The 26,350-nt window shown below is 58.1% G+C and carries 28 protein-coding genes and 1 tRNA gene; 8 read left to right on the top strand and 21 right to left on the bottom strand.

Going from position 1 to position 26,350, the window contains the following annotated elements:
• Window positions 1-190 precede the first annotated feature (190 nt).
• The 4 genes from DW029_RS05560 (at window position 191) to DW029_RS05545 (ending at window position 3,921) form a co-directional block, all read left to right on the top strand.
• Entirely contained in the window at window positions 191-682 is a 492-nt protein-coding gene (locus tag DW029_RS05560) for a PTS sugar transporter subunit IIA (RefSeq protein WP_118345501.1), read from the top strand.
• Between the two features lie 53 nt (window positions 683-735).
• Window positions 736-1,041: a PTS sugar transporter subunit IIB gene (locus tag DW029_RS05555; protein WP_117716300.1), complete on the top strand. Its 306-nt coding sequence runs from the start codon at window positions 736-738 to the stop codon at window positions 1,039-1,041.
• Window positions 1,042-1,162: 121 nt separating this feature from the next.
• Window positions 1,163-2,686, top strand: coding sequence for a PTS transporter subunit IIC (locus tag DW029_RS05550; RefSeq protein WP_118345500.1), 1,524 nt, complete (start codon window positions 1,163-1,165; stop codon window positions 2,684-2,686).
• 182 nt (window positions 2,687-2,868) lie between these two features.
• Window positions 2,869-3,921 carry an aldose epimerase family protein gene (locus tag DW029_RS05545; RefSeq protein WP_118345499.1) on the top strand — a complete coding sequence of 351 codons (1,053 nt, stop codon included), beginning with the start codon at window positions 2,869-2,871 and terminating at the stop codon, window positions 3,919-3,921.
• A gap of 308 nt (window positions 3,922-4,229) precedes the next feature.
• Here the strand turns inward: DW029_RS05545 and DW029_RS05540 are convergent, their stop codons facing one another.
• Window positions 4,230-4,712: a PTS sugar transporter subunit IIB gene (locus DW029_RS05540; RefSeq protein WP_118345498.1), complete on the bottom strand. Its 483-nt coding sequence runs from the start codon at window positions 4,710-4,712 to the stop codon at window positions 4,230-4,232.
• A gap of 157 nt (window positions 4,713-4,869) precedes the next feature.
• On the opposite strand from DW029_RS05540, the gene DW029_RS05535 reads away from it, so the two are divergent.
• Window positions 4,870-4,945: transfer RNA gene (locus DW029_RS05535), tRNA-Thr, on the top strand.
• 196 nt (window positions 4,946-5,141) lie between these two features.
• Here DW029_RS05535 and DW029_RS05530 read toward each other — a convergent pair.
• The 3 genes from DW029_RS05530 to DW029_RS05515 all read right to left on the bottom strand — a co-directional run bounded on the left by DW029_RS05530 (window position 5,142) and on the right by DW029_RS05515 (window position 7,689).
• Window positions 5,142-5,615, bottom strand: coding sequence for a YhcH/YjgK/YiaL family protein (locus DW029_RS05530; RefSeq protein WP_117716293.1), 474 nt, complete (start codon window positions 5,613-5,615; stop codon window positions 5,142-5,144).
• Between the two features lie 197 nt (window positions 5,616-5,812).
• Complete coding sequence (locus tag DW029_RS05520) at window positions 5,813-6,748, bottom strand: hexose kinase (protein WP_118345497.1); 936 nt, start codon at window positions 6,746-6,748, stop codon at window positions 5,813-5,815.
• 59 nt (window positions 6,749-6,807) lie between these two features.
• Window positions 6,808-7,689, bottom strand: coding sequence for an aldose 1-epimerase family protein (locus tag DW029_RS05515; protein ID WP_118345496.1), 882 nt, complete (start codon window positions 7,687-7,689; stop codon window positions 6,808-6,810).
• Window positions 7,690-7,845: 156 nt separating this feature from the next.
• Between DW029_RS05515 and DW029_RS05510 the strand changes: the two genes are divergently transcribed.
• Complete coding sequence (locus DW029_RS05510; protein WP_233505087.1) at window positions 7,846-8,430, top strand: flavodoxin domain-containing protein; 585 nt, start codon at window positions 7,846-7,848, stop codon at window positions 8,428-8,430.
• Between the two features lie 75 nt (window positions 8,431-8,505).
• Here DW029_RS05510 and nagA read toward each other — a convergent pair whose 3' ends face one another.
• From nagA to DW029_RS05470, 8 genes are all read right to left on the bottom strand, one after another.
• Window positions 8,506-9,675 carry an N-acetylglucosamine-6-phosphate deacetylase gene (gene nagA, locus DW029_RS05505; protein ID WP_117735494.1) on the bottom strand — a complete coding sequence of 390 codons (1,170 nt, stop codon included), beginning with the start codon at window positions 9,673-9,675 and terminating at the stop codon, window positions 8,506-8,508.
• A gap of 119 nt (window positions 9,676-9,794) precedes the next feature.
• On the bottom strand, window positions 9,795-10,961 hold the full coding sequence (locus tag DW029_RS05500) for an SIS domain-containing protein (RefSeq protein WP_117743270.1): 1,167 nt from the start codon (window positions 10,959-10,961) through the stop codon (window positions 9,795-9,797).
• Between the two features lie 114 nt (window positions 10,962-11,075).
• The gene (locus DW029_RS05495) at window positions 11,076-11,807 is read right to left on the bottom strand and encodes a GntR family transcriptional regulator (RefSeq protein ID WP_022094608.1); all 732 of its coding nucleotides are present in this window, start codon (window positions 11,805-11,807) and stop codon (window positions 11,076-11,078) included.
• A gap of 185 nt (window positions 11,808-11,992) precedes the next feature.
• On the bottom strand, window positions 11,993-13,075 hold the full coding sequence (locus DW029_RS05490) for a PTS system mannose/fructose/sorbose family transporter subunit IID (protein WP_055251210.1): 1,083 nt from the start codon (window positions 13,073-13,075) through the stop codon (window positions 11,993-11,995).
• On the bottom strand, window positions 13,065-13,865 hold the full coding sequence (locus tag DW029_RS05485; protein WP_117735496.1) for a PTS sugar transporter subunit IIC: 801 nt from the start codon (window positions 13,863-13,865) through the stop codon (window positions 13,065-13,067). The genes DW029_RS05490 and DW029_RS05485 overlap by 11 nt, the downstream gene beginning before the upstream one ends.
• Window positions 13,866-13,955: 90 nt before the next feature.
• Complete coding sequence (gene agaV / locus DW029_RS05480; RefSeq protein WP_089572404.1) at window positions 13,956-14,438, bottom strand: PTS N-acetylgalactosamine transporter subunit IIB; 483 nt, start codon at window positions 14,436-14,438, stop codon at window positions 13,956-13,958.
• Between the two features lie 36 nt (window positions 14,439-14,474).
• Complete coding sequence (gene yajC / locus DW029_RS05475) at window positions 14,475-14,756, bottom strand: preprotein translocase subunit YajC (protein ID WP_117735497.1); 282 nt, start codon at window positions 14,754-14,756, stop codon at window positions 14,475-14,477.
• Window positions 14,756-15,199, bottom strand: a complete 444-nt coding sequence (locus DW029_RS05470; RefSeq protein ID WP_117735498.1) for a PTS fructose transporter subunit IIA — start codon at window positions 15,197-15,199, stop codon at window positions 14,756-14,758. The genes yajC and DW029_RS05470 overlap by 1 nt, the downstream gene beginning before the upstream one ends.
• Before the next feature lie 703 nt (window positions 15,200-15,902).
• On the opposite strand from DW029_RS05470, the gene DW029_RS05465 reads away from it, so the two are divergent.
• A complete protein-coding gene (locus DW029_RS05465) occupies window positions 15,903-16,541 on the top strand; it encodes a DUF2975 domain-containing protein (protein WP_118272996.1) in 639 nt (212 codons plus the stop codon).
• A gap of 9 nt (window positions 16,542-16,550) precedes the next feature.
• The gene (locus tag DW029_RS05460; RefSeq protein WP_118272997.1) at window positions 16,551-16,787 is read left to right on the top strand and encodes a helix-turn-helix transcriptional regulator; all 237 of its coding nucleotides are present in this window, start codon (window positions 16,551-16,553) and stop codon (window positions 16,785-16,787) included.
• Window positions 16,788-16,899: 112 nt separating this feature from the next.
• Here DW029_RS05460 and DW029_RS05455 read toward each other — a convergent pair whose 3' ends face one another.
• From DW029_RS05455 to DW029_RS05415, 9 genes are all read right to left on the bottom strand, one after another.
• Complete coding sequence (locus DW029_RS05455) at window positions 16,900-17,994, bottom strand: hypothetical protein (protein WP_118272998.1); 1,095 nt, start codon at window positions 17,992-17,994, stop codon at window positions 16,900-16,902.
• A gap of 126 nt (window positions 17,995-18,120) precedes the next feature.
• On the bottom strand, window positions 18,121-19,206 hold the full coding sequence (locus DW029_RS05450; RefSeq protein WP_118272999.1) for an isocitrate/isopropylmalate dehydrogenase family protein: 1,086 nt from the start codon (window positions 19,204-19,206) through the stop codon (window positions 18,121-18,123).
• Window positions 19,207-19,212: 6 nt separating this feature from the next.
• Window positions 19,213-19,911 (bottom strand): hypothetical protein, encoded by a 699-nt coding sequence (locus tag DW029_RS05445; RefSeq protein WP_118273000.1) that lies wholly within the window; start codon window positions 19,909-19,911, stop codon window positions 19,213-19,215.
• Window positions 19,912-19,926: 15 nt separating this feature from the next.
• Window positions 19,927-20,355: a hypothetical protein gene (locus DW029_RS05440; RefSeq protein WP_118206488.1), complete on the bottom strand. Its 429-nt coding sequence runs from the start codon at window positions 20,353-20,355 to the stop codon at window positions 19,927-19,929.
• Between the two features lie 5 nt (window positions 20,356-20,360).
• Complete coding sequence (locus DW029_RS05435) at window positions 20,361-21,440, bottom strand: NAD(P)-dependent oxidoreductase (protein WP_118273001.1); 1,080 nt, start codon at window positions 21,438-21,440, stop codon at window positions 20,361-20,363.
• 98 nt (window positions 21,441-21,538) lie between these two features.
• Entirely contained in the window at window positions 21,539-22,492 is a 954-nt protein-coding gene (locus DW029_RS05430; RefSeq protein ID WP_117763426.1) for a DegV family protein, read from the bottom strand.
• An 80-nt stretch (window positions 22,493-22,572) separates the two neighbouring features.
• A complete protein-coding gene (hpf, locus tag DW029_RS05425; RefSeq protein ID WP_035137685.1) occupies window positions 22,573-23,157 on the bottom strand; it encodes a ribosome hibernation-promoting factor, HPF/YfiA family in 585 nt (194 codons plus the stop codon).
• A gap of 317 nt (window positions 23,158-23,474) precedes the next feature.
• On the bottom strand, window positions 23,475-24,500 hold the full coding sequence (locus tag DW029_RS05420; protein WP_233543814.1) for an ABC transporter substrate-binding protein: 1,026 nt from the start codon (window positions 24,498-24,500) through the stop codon (window positions 23,475-23,477).
• A gap of 731 nt (window positions 24,501-25,231) precedes the next feature.
• Entirely contained in the window at window positions 25,232-26,341 is a 1,110-nt protein-coding gene (locus DW029_RS05415) for a hypothetical protein (protein WP_118345494.1), read from the bottom strand.
• Window positions 26,342-26,350: the final 9 nt, after the last annotated feature.

Here is a 26,350-nt window from a genome sequence, read left to right as displayed (position 1 = left end):
GCTATACATAGGCAAAAAGCTGCAATTTTAAGATCATCTCAATCCAATGCACCTCAATAAAGCAAATTGAACTTTCCCGAACAATAGAAAACAGATTGACACACTAATTCTCTTGAACTTAAATAACAGGCAACTTAAACAAACAGATTCGAACACATTCGATCTGCATGAAACGGAAGGAGTTGCAGACATGTCCGCAAAGAGCAATCTGTTCTTCGAAGACACCGTGTTTGTTTGCGACCGCACCACGCAAGAAGAGGTCTTTACCGAGATCGCCAATAAGCTGTCACTCAAAAACTATGTTGCACCCGCGTTTCTCGAGAACATCATCGAGCGTGAAAAGGGCTACCCCACCGGCATGGATATGTCTATCGTCGACCCCGAGTTGCCCAGTTTTGCCGTTCCTCACACCGAGGTCGAGTTCGTTCACACCCGTCGCATCGTCCCCGTCAAGCTGACGACCCCCGTCGAGTGGCACTCCATGATCGACCCTTCGCAGACCTTCCCCGTCTCGTTCCTCTTCATGATTCTCAACGACGACAAGGAGGCCCAGGTGGGCATCCTCGCCAAGATCATGGACTTCGTTAACGCTCTTGGCACCGATCGCGTCAAGGAGCTGTTCTCCATGACCGACACCAAGGCCATCTATCAATTCTTGGTCGACAACTTCCCTGCCGACTAGCCAATCACTTTTAGGAATCCGCGGGACACCCCGCATAGAGAAAGGAATTTATCATGATTAAGGTTCTCGCAGCTTGTGGCGCCGGTGTTAACTCCAGCCACCAGATCAAGGACGCCATCGAGTCCGAGTTCAAGAATCGCGGCTACAACCTGCACTGCGACGCCGTGATGATCAAGGACGTCAACGAGGAGATGCTCTCTCAGTACGACATCTTCGCACAGATCGCCAAGACCGACTTTGGCTTTGAGGTTAAGACCCCGATCGTCGACGCCGGCCCGATTCTCTATCGCATGCCTGCCATGGCTAAGCCGGTTTACGACAAGATTGAGGCCATTATCAAGGAAAAGGGTCTCAACTAATCTTATGCAGCTTCGCTCTGCACAATCTTTGGCTTTTAGGAAGATGACGACCGGGAACGGCATCTTCCTTTTTTAAAGCAACATACGGAAAAGGAAATTCTCTTATCGGAAAGAGGGAGACATGGACGCAGTTATCGGGTTTGCTAACGCCGTCTTTCAGCCGCTGATCGACCTTGGCGCAGCCCCTATGATGACCATCGTTTTGACGGTTATTGCCCTTCTCTTCAAAGTTAAGTTTACCAAGGCCCTCGAGGGCGGTCTTAAGCTCGGTATCGCCATTACCGGCATCGGCGCCATCATCAACATTCTGACGACGGCCTTCTCGAGCGCCATGACGACGTTCGTTGAGTCCACCGGCCTTCAGCTCACCGTTACCGACGTGGGTTGGGCACCGCTGGCCACCATCACCTGGGGCTCTCCCTACACGCTGTACTTCCTGATGGTCCTTGTCATCGTCAACATCGTGATGATCGTGCTCGCCAAGACCAACACCATCGACGTCGACATCTTTGACGTTTGGCACCTCGCCTTTGTCGGCCTTGCCTGCATCTACTTTGGCGCCAACATTGTCGTCGCCACGCTGCTCGTTGTCTTCGTCGGCGTTATGAAGATCATGAACTCCGACCTCATGAAACCCACGTTCAACGACCTTCTGGGTGCTCCCGAGGAGAACCCCATGACCACGACTCACATGAACTACATGATGAACCCGCTGGCCATGCTGCTCAACAAGATCATCGACAAGGTGCTCCCCTTCCTCGATAAGTACGACTTCGATGCTGCCAAGCTCAACAACATGATCGGCTTCTGGGGCTCCAAGTTTGCTATTGGTATCTACCTGGGTGTCTTCGTCGGCCTTCTTTCGCACCAGACCCCGCAGCAGATCTGCACGCTCGCCTTTACCGCCGCAACCTGCCTTGAGCTGTTCTCGATGATCGGTTCTTGGTTCATCGCAGCCGTTGAGCCGCTGTCTCAGGGCATCTCCGACTTTGCCAACAACAGCAAGTGGCTCCAGGGTCGCACCCTCAACGTCGGCCTCGACTGGCCCTTCATCGCCGGCCGCGCCGAGATCTGGGCTGCTGCTAACATCCTTGCCCCCATCATGTTGGGTGAGGCTCTGCTGCTCGCCAACGTTCCCTGCCCCCTCTCCCCGACTGGTACTTGGAACGGCCTGCTGCCGCTCGGCGGCATCATCGCCATGGGTCTGACGCCGGCACTGCTCGTCGTTACCCGCGGCCGCGTGATTCGCATGGTCGTTATCGGTGCCGTCCTGCTGCCCGTCTTCCTGGGCGCTGGCACCCTTGTCGCCGACTTCGTCACCTTTACCGCTAAGACTGTCGGCGCTTTCCCCGACGGCGTTACCGGCCTGATCTCTCAGACCACCATGGAAGGACCTGTCGAGAAGTTCCTGGCCTTCTTCGTGGGCAAGGCGACCACGGGCGATGTGACCATGATCATCGCCACTGTCGTTGCCATCGTCGTGTACGTCGCGCTCTTCGCTTGGTATCGCAAGCAGATGATCGCTCGTAACATCGAGTACGCGAAGCAGGATAAGTGCACCCTCTCGCCGCTCACCACCGGCAAGTTTACCGAAGAGGACCTCAAGGCTGCCAAGGAAGCCGAGTCCGCAAAGGCAAACGCCTAACCAATTGCCACATATCCCCTGTGGAAGAAACCCGTCGCATCCCGGCGGGTTTCTTTTTGTTTGTCCGCAGTAAGTCAATCATCACTTTTTTGAGAAAATACTCCCTGCTTTAGTGGGGTGTAGTGATAATCTCACCTGTTCGCGCTACAGTTTGTCCGAAATATCTCGATGTTAGGAACCAAATGATCACTTCCGAGCTTTTCGGCACCGCGCCGTGCGGTACCCCCGTTCATCGTTACACCCTCAACGGGCCCGAGATCTGCGTTCGCATTATGGACTATGGCGCCACCGTGCTGGGTATCGATGTGCCCGACATTCCCGGCAACGTGCGCGATGTGGTGCTGGGCTTCGATAAGCTCGAGGATTACTTTGACAACCCCGCCTGCTTTGGCGCGACCATCGGCCCCGTGGCCAACCGCACCGCGGGCGCCACGATCACCATCGCCGGCACGGACTGGCATATGCCCACCAACGAAGGCATCAACAACCTGCACAGCGATCTTGAGCACGGCCTGCACAAGCGCGTATGGGATGTTGAACTCGACGAGGTCCACAATGCTGTGCGCATGACCACCTCGCTTAAGGATGGCGAGCTTGGCCTGCCCGGCAACCGAACCTTTACGGCCGTGTTTACCGTTACACGCACCGGCGTCTTTCGCATCGAGTATGGCTGCGAGAGCGACCGCGCCACCTACGTGTCCATGACCAACCACACGTACTTTAACCTTGCCGGCCATAACGCCGGCATGGACTGTGAGCACTTCTTTGTTGCCAACGCTGCCAACTACCTGCCCATCAACGAGCAGAACATCCCCACCGGCGAGATCACTCCGGTCGAGGGCACGCCGTTTGATTTCCGTGAGCTGCGCCCCGTCGCGCCCGGCATGGAAGCCGACGACCCGCAGATTAAGCAGGCACGCGGCTACGACCACTGCCTGTGCATCGATGGCTATCAGTACGGCCGCAACCTGCGTCGCGCCCTGCATGTCGAGGAGATGTGGACCGGCCGCGAGCTGAATTACTACACCACCGCACCGGGCGTTCAGCTCTACACCGGTAACTGGCTGGGCGACGAGCACGCCAAGGACGATGCCAACTATGGTTGGGGCGCCGGCTTTGCCCTCGAGGCAGAGATGTACCCCGACACGCCGCACCAGCCGCTGTTCCCGCAGGGCATTGTGGGCCCGGGTCACCCCTACAGCAATGTGATCGAATACCACTTTATGAGGCACTAAGCCCACAACAGCGCCCGCCGGCACCACCGCCGGCGGGCGCTGTTTCATGCCTAAATCTTTTTTTCGATGCCACCGAATTGGTGACATAACAAAACTATGCCGAATTACTACGATGAACCCACGATGTCCGTCCACGCGCTGGTTTATGAAAAATTAGCAACTCGTCTACCTGCGGTTTTATTCTCCGCAAATTTGACATGCTCGGCGATAAGCAATTCATCGTAGTAAACCGGCATAGTTTTGGCAGACGGCGCTACACAGACCCCCTACGAAGGTAATATGATTCTTTTCCCTCCGTCCCCAAGGGTTCAATTGAGCAAGGCTTCGATGGGGTCGGGGGCGGAACTGGGGAGATAGCGGATTTCTAGTTCAATGCCGAGCTTTTGCAGCTCTCTGAGAGCAGCGACGTCTGTGTCGTCTACGGCAACCGCGGGCGTTATGAGGCGCTTGCCCTCCCCTGCTTGCATGTGACCGATGCTGATCTTGGTAATGGGCACACCGCCCTTGACCAGCGCGAGCGCATCCGCGGGCGACGCCACCATGATGAGAATCCATTGACGCGGCGTTGCGGTATGAATGATATCGATGGTCCTTTGCACCGAGAAAAACCGTGTCCAAACGCCTTCTGGCGCCGCCACCCTCATGGGTGCCCATTGGCGCGAATCCGCCGCGATCTCATCGTTGACGATTAGGACGAGGTTGGAACCAGTCGCCTCGTTCCACAGCTCAATGTCTTGCCCGTAAATAAACCGGTCATCGATGCGTGTGAGAAGAATCTTGGGTTGAGCCATCGCTGCCCCATTCTGTTTGAGACCCGCAAGAGCAAGACATCGCGTCTCCAATATTAGTGCATTTAAAGTGAGAAAAGCCGTCAGAACACTTGCGCGGATGTGCGATGTCCCGTATCATAGACAGCCGTTGACGCCTCAGTTGCGTCACCACATGGCCGCCAGCGTAGCTCAGTTGGTAGAGCACCGCTCTCGTAAAGCGGGGGTCACCGGTTCGAGCCCGGTCGCTGGCTCCATTGCACAAGATAGCCGCCTTCGGGCGGCTTTTTTGTTGCCGATTTCTGGCGAACATCCGCCAGCCCAAGCACAACGCCGCTGGTAACTCCCCTACTCAACAACAAGCCCCGCCAACCGCAATCCCCAAGGGGACCGCGATCAGCGGGGCTCAAACGCGCTCCCCAAGGGGAATCACGCTAGTTCACGAGCAGCTCGCTACTCCTCCCAGTAAGCATCTGCAAGCAGCTTAAAGCAAATCTTTTTGACCGGCTGTGCGCCATCGCCCGGAAACTCGAGCGTGGGCATGTGAGGCTCGCCGGCAACAAACAGCGCGAACTTGTCGTCGGCAAGATCGCCGGCGATCGAAGCGTCGGAATCGACCAGATCGTAGTCGTCCTTCTCGTCAAACTCCTGAACCAGCGTCAGGCTGCCCGTGGCAACCTTAAAGGCCTCGCGACCCTCGACATCGATCTGCAGGTCGTGATAGCGCTGATGCGTCTCATAGTGAGCCTCGGCCTCGGGACGCGTCGTGGGAGCCATGACGTTCGCATAGACCTTGTCGCCCAGAATCGGATGGCTGCCGACCTCGAGCTCTGCTGGGTCGTTCTCCTCGAGCCAGTCAATCAGCACGTCGAGGCCCTTGAGCATTCCGCGGTACTCCTCGATATCGCCCAATGCACCGTAAATCATCTAAATCCCCTCTCGGATCGCTTCTTTGGCGGCTACTCGGCAAACGCGTTACCGACGCTGTTGCCACCCACATACGCCTCGACCAGGGTAAGGTCGGGATTGAACACGACAAACTCGGCGTCGCGCCCCAGCATAATGCTACCGCACTTGTCGTCGACATGAGCTAACAAGCAATGCCGGGGCCGACGCCCAGGCTTTTACAGCTCGGTCACGACAACGCCGTTGTAGACCTCGTCCCAACGATCCATAACCAAGTGGCCAGTCATGGGATCCATGGCGTTGAGCTTGCCGCAGGTGTTGGCGGTACGCAGCACCGTCTCATCATCCGCGCCGGCTGCGATGGCGTGCGCGAAGCCGGCAATGGTCGAATCGCCAGAGCCCGTAGCGTTAACGGCGGGGATATCGGGGGTCTTGGCGCGGAACGCGCGGCCGTTATGGAAGCCCACAGAACCGGCGGCACCCATGGACACGACGACCCAGGGGATATCGGAGAAGCGGGCGTCCGAGGCGAGCGCGGCGCGAAGCTCGTCCACATCGTCGGTGGTAAAGCTCGTGCCCAGAAGGCCGTTAATTTCGGTCAGGTTAGGCTTAACCAGCTCAGGCTTGACCTCGGACTTGAGCGCAGCCTCAAGCGAGGCACCCGAGGTATCGAGCAGCACCTTGGCGCCGGCGTTCTCGGCAATGCCCGTGATCTTGGCGTAGTAGTCCGCCTCGACACCACGGGGCAGCGAACCCGAGATGGTAACGACAGCGGCCTTGCTCGCAAGCTCGGCGAACTTGGCGGTAAAGGCATCAAGCTCCTCGGGGGCAATCGTCGGGCCGCTCTCGAGTAGCTCGGTCTGGTTGCCGGCGTGGAGGATGTTGAGGCAAATGCGAGTCTCGCCCTTGATGGGCACAAAATCATTCTTAATACCGTTGGCATCCATGAGTTCCGCCATATAGGCGCCCATGTGGCCGCCGAGCAGACCGGTTGCCACAACGTCGTCGCCCAGCTGACCCAGCACACGGGCCACGTTGAGGCCCTTGCCGCCGGCGGTCTTTTCGGGCGTCACACGGTTGACGTCGTCAATAACGAGCTCATCGAGCTGATAGCGCGTATCGACAGACGGGTTCATCGTAACGGTGAGGATCATTTTTAGCTCCTTATCTCGCAGGCTCCTTGTGCCTCGCGATACGAGTCGACAAAACGGAATTACAGAATCTCAATCGTGAACGAGCGAACGACGGTCTCCTTGGGCATGGCGATAAGGCAGCCGCGCTTATGCTCAAGCACGTCGTCCTCATCGGAACAGGTCGAAAGGCCACCCCAGGGCTCAACTGCCACAAAATCACCCTCGGGCTTACTCCACACAATAAGATACGGGAAGCCCTCAAAGCTCAGGCGAACACCCTTGTCCTCGCCCTTCTTGGAAAGCGTGACCTGACGGCTCTCGAGCACGTCAAAGATGGTCTCCGCAAAATCGAAGAGCTCATGCGACAGAGGCAGCGCCTTTCCCACCATGGGATTCTTGGAACGCCTGTCCACATCGATCAATCCAGTCGAGGGAACGGCGGTGCAGAGTTCCGCAGCCTCGTCCTTCTCAAAGCGCAGCTCGTAGTCCGTATAGGCCTCACCCTCGTCGAGTGGGCACCTAAAGCCAGGATGTCCACCGATAAAGAACGGCATGTCCTCGGTGCCCTCATTGGTGACCTCATAGGAGACACGCACGGCAGCGTCCCCAAGCGCATAGCGGGCGACGAGCTTGAACGGATACGGATAATCTCTCAGCAATGCAGCGTTATCCTCGGATGCCAGGCACATCGCCAGCTCGTTTGCGCTTTGGCTCAGCAGCTTCCACTCCTGTTTGCGCGCAAACCCGTGGCGAGCGAGCTTTACATGATGCCCGGCAAACGTCATGGCGTTGCCATCGCGCAGGCCTCCGCAAATCGGGAAGCAGATCGGCGCCTGGCCGGACCACACTGCGGGATCACCCTGCCACAAATACTCGCGACCGTCGGCCTCAATCGAGGTAAACGAACCGCCAGCCGTGGACACCTTAATAGAAATCGAATCGTTGGAGAGAGCGTATTCCATTGCCCATCCTTTCGAACAACTGCTTTTTGCTCGCAAGTACCCGTCTCGGCCCTAACCAAAGGACAAACCCGCATGTTCATCGATGCGTCCGGTATCCCAGCCATGCAACGGGGTACCATACAGACATTGACGTCATTACAGCTGAAAGGCCTTCTTATGCGAACCATCATCCTCTACGCCTCGCGTCACCACGGCAATACGAAAAAGCTCGTGGACGCCATCGTTGAGGCGCACCCCGAGATCGATACCCTCGATGTAAAAACGCTCGGAAAAAACGAGTATCCCGACCTGCACGAATATCATCTAATCGGTGTCGCTACGGGCATTTATTACTCCGAGATCGACAAAGATATGGCACGCGTGCTCACCAACGTGCTGCAGCCGCAGGACAAGGTGTTTGGCCTTATGACCTACGGTGGCAAAAACAAGTGGTACGGCAAGGATATCGATGGCATCTGCCGCATGAGACAGGCCATATTTATGGGCGTCTACGGCTGTCCCGGTTTTGACACGTGGGGACCGTTCAAGATTACCGGCGGCGTCCAAAAGGGACACCCAACCGCCGAGGAAATTAAGGGCGCCGTCGATTTCTTCGACAAAATCGAAGACGAGTACGGCGATATCATCGTCGAAGAGTATGCCAAGCGCGAGAAGCGTCTAGCCTACGAAAAGGAGCATCCTGCGGGAGGTCTTGTGGCCGGCGTCAAGCGCACAGCAAAGAAGATCGCTAACAAGCTGTAACTGTGAAGGTGCTTTTGAGCGTTTAACCCATACGGCGGGTCCGAGCAGATTCGGGCCCGCCGTCTTTTTCTATCGTTACTCGGTAAAGGCGTTGCCGACGCTCTGGCCGCCAACATACGTCTCGACGAGGGTGAGCTCGTGGTCGAATACGACAAAGTCGGCATCGCGACCCGGCATAATGCTGCCGCACTTATCCTCGATGTGCGCGGAGCGAGCCGGCACCTCGGTTGCCATGCGAATGGCGATATCGGCGCTGGCAATGCCCCAGTCGACAATGTTCTTGACGCCCTGGGCAAGCGTGAGCACCGAGCCGGCAATGCTCTTGCCGTCGGCGAGCCAGCACAGGTTGTCCTTCATGATAACGTCCATACCGCCACTGGTGTAGCTGCCCTCGGGCATGCCGCCGCAGCCCAAGCAGTCGGTGATGAGCACCGTATGCTGCCAGCCCTTAGCCTGCAGCAGTGCCTTGATAGCGGCGGGGTTCACATGCTTGCCGTCGCAGATAATCTCGGCGTAGGTCTCGGGGGTGGTCATAGCAGCGCCCACAACACCGGGCTCGCGGTGATGCAGACCGCGCTGGCCGTTATAGGTGTGCGTAAAGCAGCTAGCACCGGCATTGATGGCGGCGACGCACTCGTCATACGTGGCATCAGAGTGACCGATGCTGGTCACGACACCCTTAGCGTTCAGGGCGGCAGCATAGGCAGCAGCACCATCGCGCTCGGCGGCCATGGCGCTCTTAACGATACGTCCGCCGGCAGCCTCCTGCCACTGGTCGAAGACCTCCTCGGAGGGGTCGATCAGGTAAGCGGGGTTCTGTGCGCCCACGTGCTTCATGGTAAAGAAGGGGCCCTCCAGGTAGATGCCCTGAATGCGAGCACCGCAGAAGTCGGGGCCGCGGCCCTCGTCAGCCTGGGCAATAGCGGCACAGGCGTCCTTGATCTGCTCGACGCCATCGGTGAACGTCGTGGGCAGCCAGCTGGTGGTACCGCGACGGGCGAGCTCGGTCGAGCTGATATCGATACCCTCGGGATCGTTGTCAGTAGTTGAGTGGTTGTAGAAGCCATGGATGTGGGTATCGACCATACCCGGTGCGATCCACGATCCCGTGTAGTCCTTAATCTCGCAAGAGGGCTTGTCGGCCTGCCAGGCGCCAAAGACGCCATCCTCGACCATAAGATAGCCGCCCAGCTGCGGACCTGCCGGCAAGAAGAACTTGTCAGCCTTAATTGCGTACGTGCTCATATGCACTCCTTGCTTCTAAAGCAGTTGACTGTGGTGATGCTTATACCCGGTCCTAGTAAAAACAGAAAGCGCCCGCCCGCCGTTATGAGCGGACGGGCGCCCTTACAGGGGGGACGCGATTAAGCGGTGAAGGGGTGAATCGTCACGCCCTTAACCACGCGGTTGACCGTGCCAGTGGGGCTCGGCGTATCGGGCGTGTTGCCCACGCGCACGGAGTTGAGCAGGCTGATGGCCTGGGCAAACATCACGAACGGCAGGGCAAGGTAGCCCTCGGGGAGTGCCTCATAGCCCTTAAAGGTGAAGGACTCGCCCTCGTAGACGGTAGCACCATCCTGCTGAACGGCAACGGTGTGCTGAGCGATCTCGTCGCCACCGATCTCGTTGAGGATGTCGATATCGTACTGACGGGTGTAGGCATCGTTGTTGACGAACACGAACACGAGGGTCTTGTCGTCGACGAAGGACTTGGGTCCGTGACGATAACCCATGGAGGTGTCGTAGGAAGTAGCGACCAGACCGTGAGCGAGCTCGAGGATCTTGAGCTGGCTCTCCTGGGCAAGGCCACCGAAGGAGCCGGAACCCAAGTAGGTCACGCGGTTGAAGTCGCCAGCCAGGTAATCGGCGACCTCGGGCTCACGATCGATGACCTCCTCGCCCATCTTGGCGATGGTCTCGACCCACTCGGCCTTCTGCTCGTCGGAAGCCTCGTCAAAGATGAGGGTAGAGAGCAGGGTCATGCAGGTGTAAGAACCGGTCATGGCGAAGCCCTTGTCGTTGGCGCGCGGGATGAGCAGCGTCAGCGCATTGGGATCATCAGCGGACTCGACGGCGAGCTTGCCCTCGGGAGCGCAGGTGATGTTGAGGAACTTGACGTTGTGGACGAGCTCCTTGGCAACGGCAACGGCGGCAAGGCTCTCGGGGCTGTTGCCAGAGCGGGCAAAGGAAACCACGAGCGTGGGATCCTCGGCGCGCAGGAAGTCGCGCGGGGCGCTCACGATGTCGGTCGTGGCGATGGGCTTAAAGTCGTAGAGATCAGTGTTGCCAGCGTGACGCAGGTACGGGGCGCAGGTATCGCCAACGTAGTCGGACGTACCGGCACCGGTGAAGACAACGGACAGACGCCCCTCGCCCATAGCGCGAGCCTCGGCCAGGAAGGCCTCGATGGCCTCCTTGTTCTCGCGATAGATGTTGAGCGTATCACGCCAAAGCTCGGGCTGCTGAGCAATCTCGGCCGTGGTGATCTGGGCGCCGAGCTCGGTGAGCTCCTCGACACTCTTCTCGAACATTTCTAATACCTCTCTCTAGAAGTAATCCTCTGACGTGCAATTATACACTTCGGTTGGTTATCTGGTAGTAACCAGTTAAATGCAAAGAATCACCATATGGAAACGATGCGAGCACTAGTTACTGCGCTGGTGGTAAACCTTGTATTTAAACTGATCGGCACGAGCAACCGAGAGTGTGTACTCCACTACCTCGTTTGACTCGTTATACGTAGTCCTGACCAAATCGAGCACAGGCGAGCCCTCGACAATTCCCAAAAGGTGGGCATCGGTGGGACGGGCTATGCTCGCATAGAACTCCTCTTCGGCCACGCGAATCTTTTGCTGAAAGTCCTGCTCAATCACATCGTAAAGCGGCTTACGCTCCAGCAGCGGTCGCTTTAGGGACAGAAATTGACGAACCGGTAGATAGCTGCGTTCGACCATCATGGGCATGTTGTCGGCAGAACGAAGGCGCTTGAGCTTAAAAATGCGATCACCGATGCGCAATCCCATATGCTCGGCCAGATTCTTATCGGCCTCCATCTCGCAAAACTCGAGAATCGTGGTCTCGGGTTCTCGACCCATCGCGCGCATCTGCTCGGTAAAGCTGTAGGACTGCATAAGATTGGTTGCCTTTGCCGAACGGTCGGTCACAAAGGTACCGCGACCGTGCTGCCGAACCACCAGTCCTAAACGCTCCAGTTCCTGCAGAGCCAGGCGTACCGTTGTGCGCGAGAGACCATAGCGCTCCGAAAGTTCGCGCTCGGAAGGAATCATGTCACCGGCGCGATATTCATGGTCAATCTTTTCGGTCAGAATATCGACCAGCTGATCGTACAGCGGTTGCTTACGCGCTCCGATCGCCATCCTATCCTCCCTTTTGCTCGAATTCGGCTAACTACCTAGGGTGTTATGCATTATCTGTCTGCCACACCCGAATCATTAAGAAAACAAAAGCCGCGCGCTCTTTCGAGCACGCGGCTTTTAACATACACATGGCTTAAGGGGTCGGGGTGTGAGCCGCGTAGGGACACACCCCTCAAGCTAGAGCCTTACCAGATGCTCGGCCAGAGACCAAGCGGGCCAGCGCCCAGGATGCCAAGGACGAAGAGCAGGAGAATGCCCTTGGTCGGGGTCCAGCTGTGCTTAGCAAACATGTAGTAAAGCAGCAGCGTAAGCATAAGCGGGACGAGCTTCGGGACGATGGTGTTGAGGGTGTCGGCAACAGAGAAGTTGACCGGATCCTCGGTAACGGTGCCGTAGGTCACGGACTCCATGCCGTTGCCCAGATCGGTGACGCCGCACTCGACAGCGTTGCCGTCGGCATCGGAAGCGGTAAGGGCGTTGCCGTCCTTATCGGTCATGGCGATGGTACCGGCCTCAGCGGTCTCGGTATCGATGCCCTCCATACCGGTGAAGTTCTCGGCCTCCTTCTCGGAGACAATCACGGTAGTAGCGGAGAGGCCGCGGGTGGTGCCGTTGGGGATCTGGAGGTTGATCTGGGTGCCACCCATGGTGACGACCAGGCAACCGACGACGAAGACGCCCATGATGGAAGCGGCACGCGTGAAGGCCTGCATGTTGGCAGTCAGAGCGTCAATAGCGCTGGTGCCAAGCTTGTAGGACCAGTTCATGAGCCAGAAGCGCAGAGCGAACTGGACGACGTTGAAGATCACCAGGAAGATGATCGGCGCAGCGGCGTTGCCGTTGATGGCCATGTTGGAGGTGATGCCGGCCGTGATAGGCACGAGCGTCAGCCAGAACAGGGCGTCACCGATACCACCGAGCGGGCCCATTGCGGCGACGCGGACGGCGCGGATCGTGGGGATGTCAACCTTGTTCTGCTCGAGCGAAAGCACGATACCCATAACAAAGGTGACGAGGAACGGGTGGGTGTTGAAGAACTCCAGGTTGTGGCTCATGGAAGCCGCGAGGTCGTTCTTGTTGGTGTGGATCTTCTCCAGACCGGGGATGATGGAGTAAAGCCAGCCAGCAGCCTGCATGCGCTCGTAGTTGAACGATGCCTGCAGGAAGCAGGAGCGCCAAGCCATCTTGTTGAGGGTCTTCTGGTCGAGCTGCGGAGCAGGAGTGAGATCCTCGTAGTGCTCCGGGATCACATACTCATTAGATGCCATCTTCGAAGTCACCTCCGTCAGAAACAGCTGCACCCTTCAGCTCGGTCTGCTGCTGGAAGTCCCAGAAAGCGATGCCGAAGCCGATGAGAGCGAGGATGAGCAGAGCAGGGGTTGCCAGCGAATCGTTGGCAACGGTGATGAGCGCGAGGCCAAAGCCCATGAGGAAGAAGCCCCACATATCGCGGTTCATCATAACCTTGAGCAGGACGGCGAAGCCGACGAAGCGCATCATGCCGCCTGCAGCGGACAGACCGGTCTGCAGCCAAGTCGGGATGGCGGAAGCGATGGTCTGACCAATGGTAGCGCCAGCGATGAAGAACAGGGTGACGACGACAGCGAAGATCAGGCCGAGCAGAGCCATGGCGAAGTAGTTCAGGCGCTCGATGCCCTTGGTGTCCGCGTTATGAGCCATGTTATCGGCCGTGGACATAAGCGGGGACATAAGCGTGAAGACCAGGGTAACGCCGAGCTGACCAAGCAGAGCGAACGGAATGGCAAGGCCGACTGCCGCGTTGGGCTCGAGGCCCGTGGCGATAGCGAGAATGGCTGCCATGATGCCGCCAATGACGGCGTTAGGCGGCTGAGCGCCTCCGATCGGCATGTTGCCAATCGTCATGAGCTGATAGGTACCACCCACGAGAAGACCGGTGTTGAGGTCGCCAAGGATAAGACCGATGACGGCGCCGGTGACGATGGGCTGATAGAGAGACTCGAGGAAGTCAAACTGGTCGATTGCCGCGATGAACGTAACAACGAAGACCAAGGCGACCTGAATGATCGAGAATTCCATCTTGCTCCTCCTTTCAAAATGTATGTACGCACTTTGGATTTCACGTACAGAACGTCAGGGTTTCAATCCTGACAACGTGGATCACGAGGATTACGAGAAGAGCTTGCTCGTGTCCTCAACAGGCGTGCTCGGAACGCGCCTGATCTCCAACTCCACCCCCAATTCCTGCAGCTCTTTAAACGCAGCGACATCCTCGTCGTTAACTGCGACGGAGGTGGCGACTTGGCGCTTTCCTTCCGACATGTGCATGTTGCCGATGTTTACCTTCTTTATAGGCACACCGCCCTTGACGAGCGTAAGCACGTCTTCCGGTGTTTCGGCCACGATGAAGATCTTCTGGCGCGGGCTCGCCTTGCCAATGACGTCGATGGTCTTCTGCAGGGAGAAGAAACGCGTAGCGACGCCGGCGGGAGCGGCCATCTTCATGAGGTTCTGGCGCATGGTGTTGGTCGACACATCGTCGTTGGCGACGAGGATGAGGTTGGAGCCCAGGGTGGAGTTCCACTGGGTAGCGACCTGACCATGGACCAGTCGGTTATCGATGCGGGTAAGAAGAATGTTGGGTTCTGCCATGTTGATCAGCTTCCTTTCGTTATTTGCTGACGACAGTTACTTGATCTCCTGAATCGCGTAACGCGAAACATCTACGACGGCACCGGATCGGACTTTGATCTGGACCTTTTCGCCTTCGATGCCCTTGACGGTTCCGTAGATACCGCCGGCGAAAAGAACCTCCTGACCCGGCTTGAGCTCGGTGTGCAGCTCCTTGAAGTACTTCTGCTTCTTCTTCATGTTGATTTGCGACCAGATGGTGTAAATCACACCCATGATGGCAAGCAGGCCCAAAAGAGCTACCGAGGAACTCAGAACACTGGCTCCGAAATCGGCCATTAGATGCCGTCCTCGTCGCCGAAGATATCCTCTTCATCGGAGCCGGCAACGGATGCGACCGTCTGGGCGGTGATGCCCGTCTGGCCAACAGTCACGGCCTGCTCGCCAAGCTCGGCGAGCGTGGCGTTACCGCGGAGGAACAGAAGCTCAATAACCATGGGAAGGTTGGCGCCAGTCAGAACCTCGACGTTGTCGACATCCTGGGCAATCATCATCGACTGATTGAACGGAGTACCACCGAGCAGGTCGGTAAAGACGAGCACGCCATCGCACTCCTCGCGCATGGCGGTAATAGCGGCGCGGAGATCCTCACCGTAGGAAGCAGCCTGGTCGCCCTCAAAAGGAACGACGGTAAAAGCGGGCTGGTCGCCGGCAACCATAGCGATAGCACTTGCAAGGCCGGGTGCGAACTGTCCATGACCGGTAAGAATAAAGCCAACCATTCAAATTTCCCTTCCGAAGGTGTGTACGATCTGAGTCCGATGATGTTCGGAAGCCAGCGGGCGCTCGCCCTTAAAGCTTCTTAGAAAGCGTTCTTTGAAGACCAGTGGTCTCTCAACTGGTAGTAACCACGTGACGTGTTGTTGTCACTATATCACCACAGAAGAGGTCGCTTTCGTTGATTCATACAGTAAAACGTTTTTGCACCGTTCACGGTGATAAATCGACCGTTTACCGCTCGTTAACACTTCTACCTGCGGTTTTGAAACCGTTTCGAAATGCGTTGGCAAAAGATCGGATCTTTTTCTGTGTCTAAACAACGTAGGGCGGCTAAATATAGCGTGTAGGAAAAATGCAGGTCATTGTGAAGATTTGTGAATTGGTCTTTTTGACTTAATACCAGTTAGAACCAGTTTAGAAATTATCGGTGAACGGTAGTTTTTGACCGTTCACCGGTTATTTGCAATCGTTTGCAGCCGTTTTCCCATATGAATTAGGGAGACCCGATGAAGCATTTGCGCGATTGCAGGAAATATCGTTCTTTGTCCACCCCCCCCGCATTCCAAACTCCCATTCCCTGAATATGCCATAGCTCTCACTATTCGTCTCACAAACATTACTTACTCTAATCTGTAATTGTTTATCGTTTATCATTAAGTATGATATAAGATACAAGTATCATCCAAGACATTGGTTGGAGGAGCTATGGTCCGCTGGAACGTATCCAAATCGAATGAAGCCATCGACCGTGAACAGGCAATCGCCAAGCTGAGGAAGCTCACTCGCTACTGCAAATGGGGCACAATCTGCACCATCGTGGCGCTCGCTCTGGCACTCCTCGCAGTCATTGCAATCGAACTTCTACTCATATTGCCTAGCCTCTCCCAAGGGTTTTGTCTCCAATCCGTAGAGCTTGAGGCTGGCGAAGGGCCAATTCTCGCTCCCGTCGGCGCCAATGAACAGACCCCTCTTATGCTTGTCGGGCACGACGGTCATACTGTCATAGGGACCGCCATGATGACATGCCTTGCGTTTGCCATCGTGCTAAGCGCATACAGGTTTTTCTCCGCCATTGAAAAGGCGGGCAGGCCCTTTGACCTCGAATGCCTCCGCATACTACGTCAAATAGGACATTTGTTCCTTATCGGCGGCGCCGCCGTGAAACTTTTTGGTGCCATAGTCACGGGGCTAATACTCTCAGGATTTGGCGGCAGCTTTACGGATGCGCTTGGCGGCCAGCTGCTCGACGCCTCTATGCTCTTTGCAGGCCTGATTATTAGCCTGATTGCCAGCGTCTTCCAGTACGGGTGTATCCTGCAAATACAAGATGACGAGTTGCTCTAGGGGGAATCCATGATTATTCTGCGGCTCGACCGCATGCTCGCCGAACGCAAGATCTCATCCAAAGAACTTGCGGAACGCGTGGGTATCTCCCAGGTCAATATGTCGCGTATCAAGACGGGCAAGGTTTCTGCCGTGCGCTTTTCAACTCTTGACGCGATATGCCGGGCACTCGACTGCCAACCGGGCGATGTGCTGGAATATATGCCTGACGATGAAGCCGATAACCTCTTTGGACTTCAAGCTTAATAGGCATAATGTAACCACCAGCGCCCAAACGCAAAAAGCCCGCTAGAACGATGTCCGTTCTAGCGGGCTTAATCAGTTATATCGGCTACGCGCTCGGTAGCTCAGGCAGATCTTATGCGAACAGGCCGTAGATGCTGATGTTGGCCTTGGCGTAGAGGCCGTTAGCATACTCGGTCCACTTGGAGCTGGCGCTCGAAGCCTGCGAGGAGTACTGCTGGTAGGCGGTGTAATAGGCGGTCATGGCCTGCTTATAGGTAGCGCTATCGGCCGTAAAGGCATCGTCGGCAAAGGCCTTAGCGTAGGTGCTATCGGCGTCCTTCCAGGTGCCCTTTGAGCTATCCCACTCGTCGCCGGCAAGGTTGATGATGTAGTCGGCGTAGTCCTTGCTCGCGGTCTCCTCGTTGCCGTCAGCAGGCTCGGTCGGGGCGGTCGGCATGCTTGCGGAGCTGTCGCCCACCTTCTTCTTGTAGAGCTTCTGCAGCGTCGCGGACTGACGAACGATCTGCTTGGCCTGGTCCTTGGACACGCCATACTGCTTGGCCATGGTGTCGTAGTCCGAGGTGCCGATAGAATCCTCGGCGTACTTCTTCATTTCCTTAGAAGAGACGGTAATACCCTCGTCCTCGGCAGCATCGAGCAAAATCTTGTTGCGCACGTAGGACAGGATGACGTCGGCAGAAGGAGCCGTGTAGTTGCCGTCGCCGTCCTTGACGGTGTCGAGGCTGTACTGGCTCTCGATGGCCTCGCGCGCGGTGATGTCACTCTTCTTGCCGTTGTAGCTATAGCTTGCCACGGTCGAATCGAGCTGGTCCTCGGTCAGGGTCGCCGAACCGACACCCTTGCCGCCAAAGCCGCCATTGCCAATAAAGAAGCCGACCACGGCAGCGATCACAACTGTAACCACGAAGGCGGCGATCATCGTCTTCTTGTGCTTGGATGCATGGTCGTCTTCCTCGGAACCCAGAATATCGTCATCCTTGTCCTGGGCCTCGGGCATCAGATTCTCGTCAGCGGCATCTGCGGCGATCTGAGCCTCCAGACGGGCGTCCTCCTCCTCGGCCGTCGTACCGGCGGCAATGTGCTCGGCAGACGTACCGGCGACCAGATCGATCTTCTCGTCCTCGTCACCATTGGGGCCTTCGCCGCGCTCGATGATCTGGATGCCGTCGATCTCGTCCTTCTCGTCTTTCTTTTGAATCAAACCCATATCGGTTACTCCTTGTTAGGAAACATAGTCCCCAATAGAATACGCCCGACGGAGCGCCGGGCGTATTGATTCTTAGGTTATACGCAAACACTTAAGTACTATTTAGGCGTTTGCAGCCTGCATGCCTTAGACCAGGTGCGCGATAACGGCATCGGCGAAGGCCTGCGTACCCACCGCACCCTCGACGGAACCGGTCTGGGCACGACGCACGTCACCGGTAACTTGCTCGCCCTCGTCGAGCGTGGCAGATACGGCGGCACGAATGCGATTGGCCGCATCGTTCTCGCCCAGATGATCGAGCATCATGGCAGCAGAGAGAATTTCTGCCGTGGGGTTAGCGATATCCTGGCCGGCGATATCGGGCGCGGAGCCGTGCGTTGCCTCGAAGATGGCGCAGTCGGCACCGATGTTGGAGCCGGGGGCCATACCCAGGCCGCCCACCAGGCCGGCGCACAGGTCGCTCACGATGTCGCCGTACAGGTTGGGCAGCACCAGGACATCGAAGTCGTTGGGGTTCTGGACCAGGCCCATGCAGGTGGCGTCGACGATCTTGTCGTTGAACTCGATGTCGGGATAGTTGGCGGCCACCTCGCGCGCAACGCGCAGGAACAGGCCGTCGGTCGCCTTCATGATGTTGGCCTTGTGCACGGCCGTCACCTTTTTGCGGCCGCAGCGGCGGGCGTACTCAAAGGCGTATTCCACAATGCGGCGGCTCTTGGCGATGGAGATGGGCTTGATCGAGATGGCGGAATCAGCGGCGAAGGTCTTTTGGCCCGAACGCTCGACGAGCTGCGAGAGTTCCTCGACCTCGGCAGCACCCTCATCGAACTCGATACCGGCGTAAAGGTCCTCGGTGTTCTCGCGCACGATGACCAGATCGACGTCGCGGAAGCGCGAGCCGTCGCCCGGCTGCGACAGGCAGGGGCGCACGCAGGCGTACAGGTCGAAGTGCTTGCGCAGGGCCACGTTGACGCTGCGGAAGCCCGTGCCGACCGGTGTGGTGATGGGGCCCTTGATGGCAACCTTAGTCTCGGCAACCGCATCGAGCACATGCTGGGGCAGCGGCGTGCCAAACTCGTCCATGACGCCGGCGCCGGCCTCCTGGACGTTCCAGTTGATCTGGACACCGGTGGCCTCGACCACGCGGCGCGTGGCCTGCGTAATCTCGGGACCGATACCGTCACCGGGAATCAGGACTACATCGTGCGCCATAATCTGTTACTCCTCGTCTTCGGCGTCGTCAGATTTTTTAACGCTAGCACGCTTCTTCTTTTTGGAGAGTTCCAGGCCAAAACGTTTAACAAGCATTTCGCAAATCTCGCTCGAACGGGCCTTGAGATAGCTGCCCTTGCCGTTCTCGGCATCGAACTTAAGGCGCAGTGCGAGCTTGTCGGCGACCTCGGCGTCGATCTCGCCCTGGCCGAACTCGTACAGGCAGCCGAGCATGTCGCGATACTCGAGGTCGCCGTGATAGCACTGGATGGCCTCGTCCAGGATGGGCCAAGCCTCGCGCGAACGCTCGACGCTCGTGGCGCCCCATACGCACAGCAGGCGGAAGGCGGCATAGCGCAGCGTGGAGGAAATCTCGTCGAACAGCGCGGTCTCGGCACCCTCAAAGGCATCGCCCAGCTGCTCGGGGCAGGTGGTGGCGAGCGCCGCCAGGGCATCGAGAGCCTCCCAGCGGGTCTGCGCCTCGGGGCGGTCGAGCGCCTCGATCAACGCGGGCACGCAGGGCACGACGCGCTGCGGATCGCGCTCGGCAAGCAGGTGCAGCACGCGGGCGGCAAACTGGCGCATGCGGCGCGTGGGGCAGCCGAGCTCCTGGACCAGTCGGTCGACGGCGTTCTCGTTCTCCTCTGCCAGCTGAAGCTGTGCCAGCTCCTCGTCGGTGAGCTGTTCGTCTTTGTTTTCTGCCATAGTTACCTCTTCTTACTATTTCTTTGCGTGCTTGCCAGCACCCTTGCTGTCATCGGTGACCGAGATGAGCTGTCGGTCGGCCGCACCATTGCGACGCGCACGGCGGCGCTCCTCGGCGTCACCCGCGTCGGCGGCGGCGCGATGGGCCTTGTTGACGTTAAAGACCTCGTCGTGCTTGCGCCACGGACCGACGGACTCGCCAAAGCTCATCTTAAGACCGGCGATAAAACCGCCGAGCCAGCCGATCGGCGCAAACTGCACCAGCGGGAACAGTGAGAACACCCAGGTCAGCAGGACGACTGCCGCCGCTCCTGCAAAGTTGGCAATCCAGTAGTCGCGCTTGGTGATGACGCGCTTTTCGCAGGCCCACTGGCCGCACAAAAAGCCAATGTAGATCGCAAAGATAAAGAGCACCAACGCAAGCACCACGAACGTCCAGCTCATGGGCGCTACTCCTCGTGATGGTGGCCGCAGCAGCACTCATGGCCGTCATCGTGACCGTGACCGCCGCAGCACTCGTGGTCCTCGCCGTGGTGGTGGCCACAACCGCACTCATGCTCGTCGCCGTGCTCGCCGCAACCGCAGCCCTCCTCGTGAGCACCATGCTCCTCGGGACGATACTGCGACCAGTCCAGTCCGGCGGCGATGGCGTCGGCCTCCTCCTTGTAGAGTACCGTGATGGCCTGGGTGCCCAGCTTGGCGCCGCCGATGGCGTCGAGCATGTCGTAGAGCGTAAAGGCCACGTCGGCGCCGGGCAGCGCAAGCTCGCGATCGTCGGCATAGGCGAGCGCCAAACGCAGGTCCTTAATGAAGTGCTCGACCATAAAGCCGGGCTTGTAGTCGCCGTCGAGCGCCTTGGGCGCCAGGCTCTCCATGGCGCCGGACTTGCCGGTGCCGCCCAGGATCATCTGACGGGTCTTCTCAAGATCAAGGCCGCTCAGCTCGGCAAACGCCAGCGCATCGGCCATGCCGACCATGCAGGCGCCCAGCGACACCTGGTTGGCGAGCTTGGCAGCCTGACCCTTGCCGGCGCCATCGAAGCAGCAGATAGTTGCCGCAAAGGTGGAAAGGATGTCGCGGACCGGGGCGATGTCGTTCTCGGTGGCGCCCACGATGGCCGTGAGCGTGCCGGCGATAGCACCGGACTCGCCGCCGGTGACGGGGCAGTCAAACGCCATGCGGCCGGAAACCTGGGCGGCCTCGGCAATATCGCGCGCGAGCTCGGGCGAGCTCGTGGTGAGGTCGATCAGGACCGCGCCGGGCTTGGTGCACGCGAGCAGGCCGTCGCCCGCCAGGTAGAGCTCCTCGACCTCGGAGGGATAACCCACCATGGTAAAGACGACGTCGGCGTTCGCCACGGCATCGGCCGGCGTATCGGCCCAGACAGCGCCGCGCTCGATAAGCGCCGCGGCCTTGGACTTGGTACGGTTGTTGACCGTGACGGGATAGCCGGCGTCCAGAATGTGGCCGGCGATGGGGGCACCCATAATTCCGGTGCCAATAAATGCGACAGAGAGCTTGTTTGCCATGAAACCTTTCCTTTTGGGTTGGGTGTTATTACCAGGTTGAATACTCGGTGCCATCGTTTGGGCTGTGAGTTGAGGGCGATTACGGCCGCAGCGCCTGTCTACTGGCCGCGCACACGGCGGGCGATGCGGTCGGAAAGCGACGCCTTGTCGGCGCGGTTCTTGCCCCAAAACGCGCAGGCCACCATGCCAGGACCCACGTGCGAGCCGATGGTGGGGCCCACGGAGCTGCGGATAATCGTGACGTCGGCGCAGCCCTCCTCCTTGCGGATGGCGGCCTCGAGCCAGTCACCGTCCTTCTCGGCATCGGCCGTCATAATGGCGATGGGCATGGTGCGGTCGGGCACGTAGTTCTCGCGAAACGACTTGAGGATGGACTTGAGCGCCTTCTTGCGACCGCGGTTGACGCCGATCAGCGACAGCGAGCCGGCCAGGTCGTAAGACAGCTCGGGTTTGACATCGAGCTTTGCCGTGAGCTGTGCCGCTGCGGGCGGAATGCGGCCGCCGGCAGCCAGCGCATCGAAGCTCTCGAGCGTAAAGTAGCCGTGGACATAGGTCTTGGCCTCGTTTGCCCAGTCGACCAGCTGCTTGGCAGTCAGTCCCGCCGAACGCTGGCGCACGGCCTCGAGCGCCAAGAGCTCGCCGGTCGCGCAGGGCAGAGCGTTGTCGACCACGTAGAGCTCAAAATCGGGATACTCGGCGCGCACGGCATCTGCCGCCTGGCACGCGGAGTTGTAGCTCGACGACAGCGCCGAGGTAAAGCACAGGTAGACCGTGGGCGTACCCTCTTTGGCGCACTCGGTAAAGAACTCGATATAGCGACCGAGTGACACGGCGGAGGTAGACACGCGAGCGCCGGCGCGCATGCGGTCGTAGAACTCCTTGGGGCTCATGCTCGACCAGATATCGTCCGTGCGCTCCTCGCCATCGATGATAAAGGGGAAGCCCAAGATATCGACATCGAGGTTCGCAGCGACCTCGGGGCTAAAGTCGCAGCAGGTATCGACGACGATGCGGCAGCGGTCAGAATGGCCGGTAGATGCAGCCTTGTCCATCAAAGCGACTCCTTACGTAAAAAAGGCGGCCATCCGCATGGGATGACCGCCGGCCGTTAACTCATGCAAGTTAACGTATTTTACTCGTCAAGTGTTTCGATGCGGGGCTTGATGATGCCATATCCACCATTCTTACGGTGATACACCACATTGATGAGGCCAGTCGTCGCGTTCTCGAACACGTAGAAGTCGTGGCCGAGCAGATCGGTCTGTACCAGCGCCTGCTCCTCAGTCATCGGGGTGACATCGATGACCTTCTCGCGGACGAGCAGATCGTCTTCCTCCTCGGGCAGCAGCAGGTCGGCCAGATCCTCGACGCGCTCGACCGGTGCGACATCCGCTGCGCTGGCACCGCCCTGGCGGTTGTCCACGACCTTGGTCTTAAACTTGCGCAGCTGGCGGGTGACCTTATCGGCGGAGAGGTCGATGGCGGCGTACATATCTGCGCCATGCTCGGCAACGCGAATCACCGAACCGCGGGCACGAACCGTAACCTCGACGATTGCCGGGTTGGGGTTCGAGGGGTTCTTCTCATAGCGAAGCACAACGTCGACCGTCATGGGCTCGATATCGAAAACCTTGAGCGCCTCGCCGATCTTCTCATCCACATGCGCACGCAGAGCATCGGTTACCGTCGTCTTGCGTCCAGAAACCTTGATATCCATACGTGGCTCCAATCTGCCTCGGGGACTTACTGTACTGGCTATGTACCCACTGCCGTGCATTTAATCACCCGAATTCCCAAAGACCCGAATAACGATTGCTTGATACCGCATACCGAAGTCTCGCACTTTTCCGTGGCAAAGTGCGCTATAGGAAAGCGTCGGCTGAGTTGGTTTTTCTCCTGGAAATTGCCCTTGACCTGCTGGTTTTACGGAAACAAAAAAGCCGGGCTTCCCTATTGGGGAAGCCCGGCGGTGCGTGTTGAAACCGTGAAGAGGTGTCCTTTCCAACGTATAGGAGACACCACCCCTAGCAATAACTAGCTATTGAGTTTGTTAATGTCGTCGTCGGTGATGGCGCCTTCCTGACTGGACGATTTGTCCTCGGAGGATGCGGTCGCATTGTTGGAATCGGAGGACTCGCTGCCGGAGGACATGGTCTCACTGGACTCAGAATCGCCCAGCTGCACGTTAGCGCCCGAAACCGTCTTAGTGGTGAGGTCGTAGGGCATCGTGCCGTACCAGACGCAGTGGACCGCCTCGAGCGTGCCGTCGGCCGTAATACCGTCGAGGGCATCGCTCACGGCATGGCACAGTTCGTCATTGGACGAGAGGCCCGCAACACTAAGCGTCGAGGACGCCTCGAGCGAACCGACATAGGAGACCTCGCTCATCAGGCGTGCAAGGTAGCCGCCGGCCGTAGAGTCGCAGATCACATAGTCGACCTCGCCGGACTCGAGGGCCTCAAAGCACTCGTTGATGTTGGAATAGGTCTTTTGGTTGGCGGTGATGCTCTGCTTAGCAAGCGCCTCCTGCGAGGCCGAGGACATCTGAACGCCCAGGGTGGACGTGTTAAGGGTATCGGTGGAAACGCTGAGCGACCCACCATCGCTAGTTTTACCGAACACAGAAGCGGCATCGTACAGGCAGGTGCCGAGCGAGCTAATGTCCCCGTCCGTGGAGTTGATCTCGCCGATAAAAATATCGGCCTTTTTGTCGCCAAGCGCGGAACCTGCCGAGGACGCATCGACAAAGGCGACCTTAAGGCCCATGCGGCTTGCGAGGGCGCGGGCAGCGTCGACTGCATACCCCGTGAGCTCGCCGTCGGCGCCCTGCATTGCCTGTGGCGCATCGGAAGTATCGAGGGCGACCGTCAGGGTTCCGGGAGTGACCAGGGCATCATCCGACACCGCCGGCGTGACGGTCTCGTACTCGATCTGGTCGATCGTGGGAGTCGTGAACGTAGACAGCGGGTTGAACGCGCATCCGCTCAGGCCCAAAACGGCGATGACCGCTGCAGTCCCAGCACCTAACCGAGCCGTGTGCATCAAGCTGCCCCTCACCATGTCCACTACCCTGCCTTCTGTGTCGTATACGATCCGTGCGTTGCGCGGAATACCAGGTTGTTCCCACCAGCTGACCTGGTATTTGACCCCACACTTGCGCACCGGGGTGTTTGCTCGGGAGGCCGCAGCCACCTTCACGACTGACCCGCTCGCCCGCGAGGCGGTATTGCCCCAAAGAAAGTAGAACGGACGGTGCGGCTTACATCTAGGACGCGCCATGATCGCGCCGCGCGCACGCGGTCGCTTACGTGGATCCCTTTGACCGCGTCTGTCTTGGACTAGGACGGGCATTTCGTCCGTCCGCAACCACAGCCTGGTAGGAACGAAGTGCATTATAGCTAAGTTCAAGCTAAAGTTTAAGGTTAGGGGCGTCATTCGCATCGCGAGTACAGATTTGCAGGTCGGAGTGGGCTATTCGTGCCCCTATGAAGCCCGAAGCTCCCCTGTGGGGAGCTCCGGGGCACCCTTCTTAGGGTGCCGTGACCAAAAAATGGCAAATATGAGTACTGTCACCAATTTAGTAACAGGCAGTTTTGGCCTCTCGGACAGATTTCGCGCTCAGTGTCGCCAACCTGATGCTTAGTTATTCTACATTTGTTTATTATCTTCTTACTTTACGCCGCCTCCGAGTCCTAAATTCTTTGATTTTGCTGTTACTGATTTAGTGACAGTACTCATATTTGCCATATTTTGGCCAGGGCATATGATTAACCCCCTATTTTCGACGCGAATTAGACCGGCTTAAGCCCAAAACACACCCGCAGCGTGTTAAGCAACGCCTCTTGCTTCTTTCTGCGGGCATCGACACGATTCCGGTACCGCTTTCGCATACGCTGGTGGATGCGCCATGCGAGCGCTTCCATCGCTTCCATGTCGCAAAGCATTTCGTTGTTGACCGTTGCGACCTCGATTCCCATAGTAATCAAGCCCGTGTTGCGTTTTTCATCATGGGTACGTCCCCTCCGGGAGGAATGGCCCAGCTCACCGTTGTATTCCAGGTCAAACCGGGCTGCCTCCTGATATGCATCGCAAACTGCATGGGGCATCCCCGAGATTGCCTGCGCGCGATCATCGAACTCGATCTTGTAGTCGGTCTTAAAGGGACCGCAGGCAAATCCTCCATAGGAAAACGGAAGCGAAAACAGGGCGAGCATGATGCACTCCATGGGCGAGCGCAGGTTTTCTGACAAGTAGGGACACAGACGCTGCAATTGTTTGGCCGCGTTTCCCTTGCATACCGCGAGGTAATCTGCCAAGCGATCGAGCGTCAGCACTGGCTCGACTTCAAAGTAGCCCACGTCTGTCGGTTGGTCCTTGTCCTTTGCAAGTTTGTTCGCAACGGGCGAGGTGTAGGGAGGCAGATACTTCCCGCGGTCGCTCAGTGAAATCTTAGAGCACAGTTCCTGGGTTAGGGCAAACGCCTGGATGCAGCCAACCTCGCGTGCAACGGCAACACAAAGGGCCTCGGGAGATAGGCCGTACACCCCCGGTTCCACCTCTAGAATCGAGCCGGCAGGCAACTCGGAGCATACGGACCAACTCACGCCAAGAATGCGGCGGCGCTGCGCTGCAGACCCTACCAGCAAACACAAATTCTCTTGCACCTCGCCGCTTGCGGCCCCAATCCGCACCAAGTCGGGAAGATAGATGTCCTCGGTCGAGGGCGACGACGTGCGCAGCACACGGCGCTCCTCATCGGGATCAAGGTCCTTCCAGCTGATATAGCCCATCTGCCGGCGCTCGGCGCGCATCGTGCGCAGCGCCGAGGCGCCTGTTAGGATTACGGAAGCCGCTAGCTGTTCGCCTGTCGGCTCGTTGCGCCGCTCAATCTTTACTGCCACAAAACCACC

Origin of the sequence: Collinsella sp. AF38-3AC (assembly GCF_003474365.1) — a bacterium.
Classification (GTDB): Bacteria; Actinomycetota; Coriobacteriia; order Coriobacteriales; family Coriobacteriaceae; genus Collinsella.
The sequence above is the reverse complement of the archived record's forward strand: the minus strand, read 5'-3'. Positions and strand labels throughout refer to the sequence as shown.

Coding starts and splice junctions, on each gene's coding strand:
- yajC (WP_117735497.1), bottom strand. CDS start 14,756: ATGGCCGATTTCGGAGCCAGTGTTCTGAGTTCCTCGGTAGCTCTTTTG.
- hpf (WP_035137685.1), bottom strand. CDS start 23,157: ATGGATATCAAGGTTTCTGGACGCAAGACGACGGTAACCGATGCTCTG.
- DW029_RS05560 (WP_118345501.1), top strand. CDS start 191: ATGTCCGCAAAGAGCAATCTGTTCTTCGAAGACACCGTGTTTGTTTGC.
- DW029_RS05545 (WP_118345499.1), top strand. CDS start 2,869: ATGATCACTTCCGAGCTTTTCGGCACCGCGCCGTGCGGTACCCCCGTT.
- DW029_RS05420 (WP_233543814.1), bottom strand. CDS start 24,500: ATGGTGAGGGGCAGCTTGATGCACACGGCTCGGTTAGGTGCTGGGACT.
- DW029_RS05485 (WP_117735496.1), bottom strand. CDS start 13,865: ATGGAATTCTCGATCATTCAGGTCGCCTTGGTCTTCGTTGTTACGTTC.
- agaV (WP_089572404.1), bottom strand. CDS start 14,438: ATGGCAGAACCCAACATTCTTCTTACCCGCATCGATAACCGACTGGTC.
- DW029_RS05460 (WP_118272997.1), top strand. CDS start 16,551: ATGATTATTCTGCGGCTCGACCGCATGCTCGCCGAACGCAAGATCTCA.
- DW029_RS05490 (WP_055251210.1), bottom strand. CDS start 13,075: ATGGCATCTAATGAGTATGTGATCCCGGAGCACTACGAGGATCTCACT.
- DW029_RS05530 (WP_117716293.1), bottom strand. CDS start 5,615: ATGATTTACGGTGCATTGGGCGATATCGAGGAGTACCGCGGAATGCTC.
- DW029_RS05555 (WP_117716300.1), top strand. CDS start 736: ATGATTAAGGTTCTCGCAGCTTGTGGCGCCGGTGTTAACTCCAGCCAC.
- DW029_RS05450 (WP_118272999.1), bottom strand. CDS start 19,206: ATGGCGCACGATGTAGTCCTGATTCCCGGTGACGGTATCGGTCCCGAG.
- DW029_RS05435 (WP_118273001.1), bottom strand. CDS start 21,440: ATGGCAAACAAGCTCTCTGTCGCATTTATTGGCACCGGAATTATGGGT.
- DW029_RS05465 (WP_118272996.1), top strand. CDS start 15,903: ATGGTCCGCTGGAACGTATCCAAATCGAATGAAGCCATCGACCGTGAA.
- DW029_RS05455 (WP_118272998.1), bottom strand. CDS start 17,994: ATGGGTTTGATTCAAAAGAAAGACGAGAAGGACGAGATCGACGGCATC.
- DW029_RS05495 (WP_022094608.1), bottom strand. CDS start 11,807: ATGGCGATCGGAGCGCGTAAGCAACCGCTGTACGATCAGCTGGTCGAT.
- DW029_RS05500 (WP_117743270.1), bottom strand. CDS start 10,961: ATGTTCGAGAAGAGTGTCGAGGAGCTCACCGAGCTCGGCGCCCAGATC.
- DW029_RS05520 (WP_118345497.1), bottom strand. CDS start 6,748: ATGATCCTCACCGTTACGATGAACCCGTCTGTCGATACGCGCTATCAG.
- DW029_RS05440 (WP_118206488.1), bottom strand. CDS start 20,355: ATGAGCTGGACGTTCGTGGTGCTTGCGTTGGTGCTCTTTATCTTTGCG.
- DW029_RS05470 (WP_117735498.1), bottom strand. CDS start 15,199: ATGGTTGGCTTTATTCTTACCGGTCATGGACAGTTCGCACCCGGCCTT.
- nagA (WP_117735494.1), bottom strand. CDS start 9,675: ATGAGCACGTACGCAATTAAGGCTGACAAGTTCTTCTTGCCGGCAGGT.
- DW029_RS05445 (WP_118273000.1), bottom strand. CDS start 19,911: ATGGCAGAAAACAAAGACGAACAGCTCACCGACGAGGAGCTGGCACAG.
- DW029_RS05550 (WP_118345500.1), top strand. CDS start 1,163: ATGGACGCAGTTATCGGGTTTGCTAACGCCGTCTTTCAGCCGCTGATC.
- DW029_RS05510 (WP_233505087.1), top strand. CDS start 7,846: ATGCGAACCATCATCCTCTACGCCTCGCGTCACCACGGCAATACGAAA.
- DW029_RS05515 (WP_118345496.1), bottom strand. CDS start 7,689: ATGGAATACGCTCTCTCCAACGATTCGATTTCTATTAAGGTGTCCACG.
- DW029_RS05430 (WP_117763426.1), bottom strand. CDS start 22,492: ATGGACAAGGCTGCATCTACCGGCCATTCTGACCGCTGCCGCATCGTC.
- DW029_RS05540 (WP_118345498.1), bottom strand. CDS start 4,712: ATGGCTCAACCCAAGATTCTTCTCACACGCATCGATGACCGGTTTATT.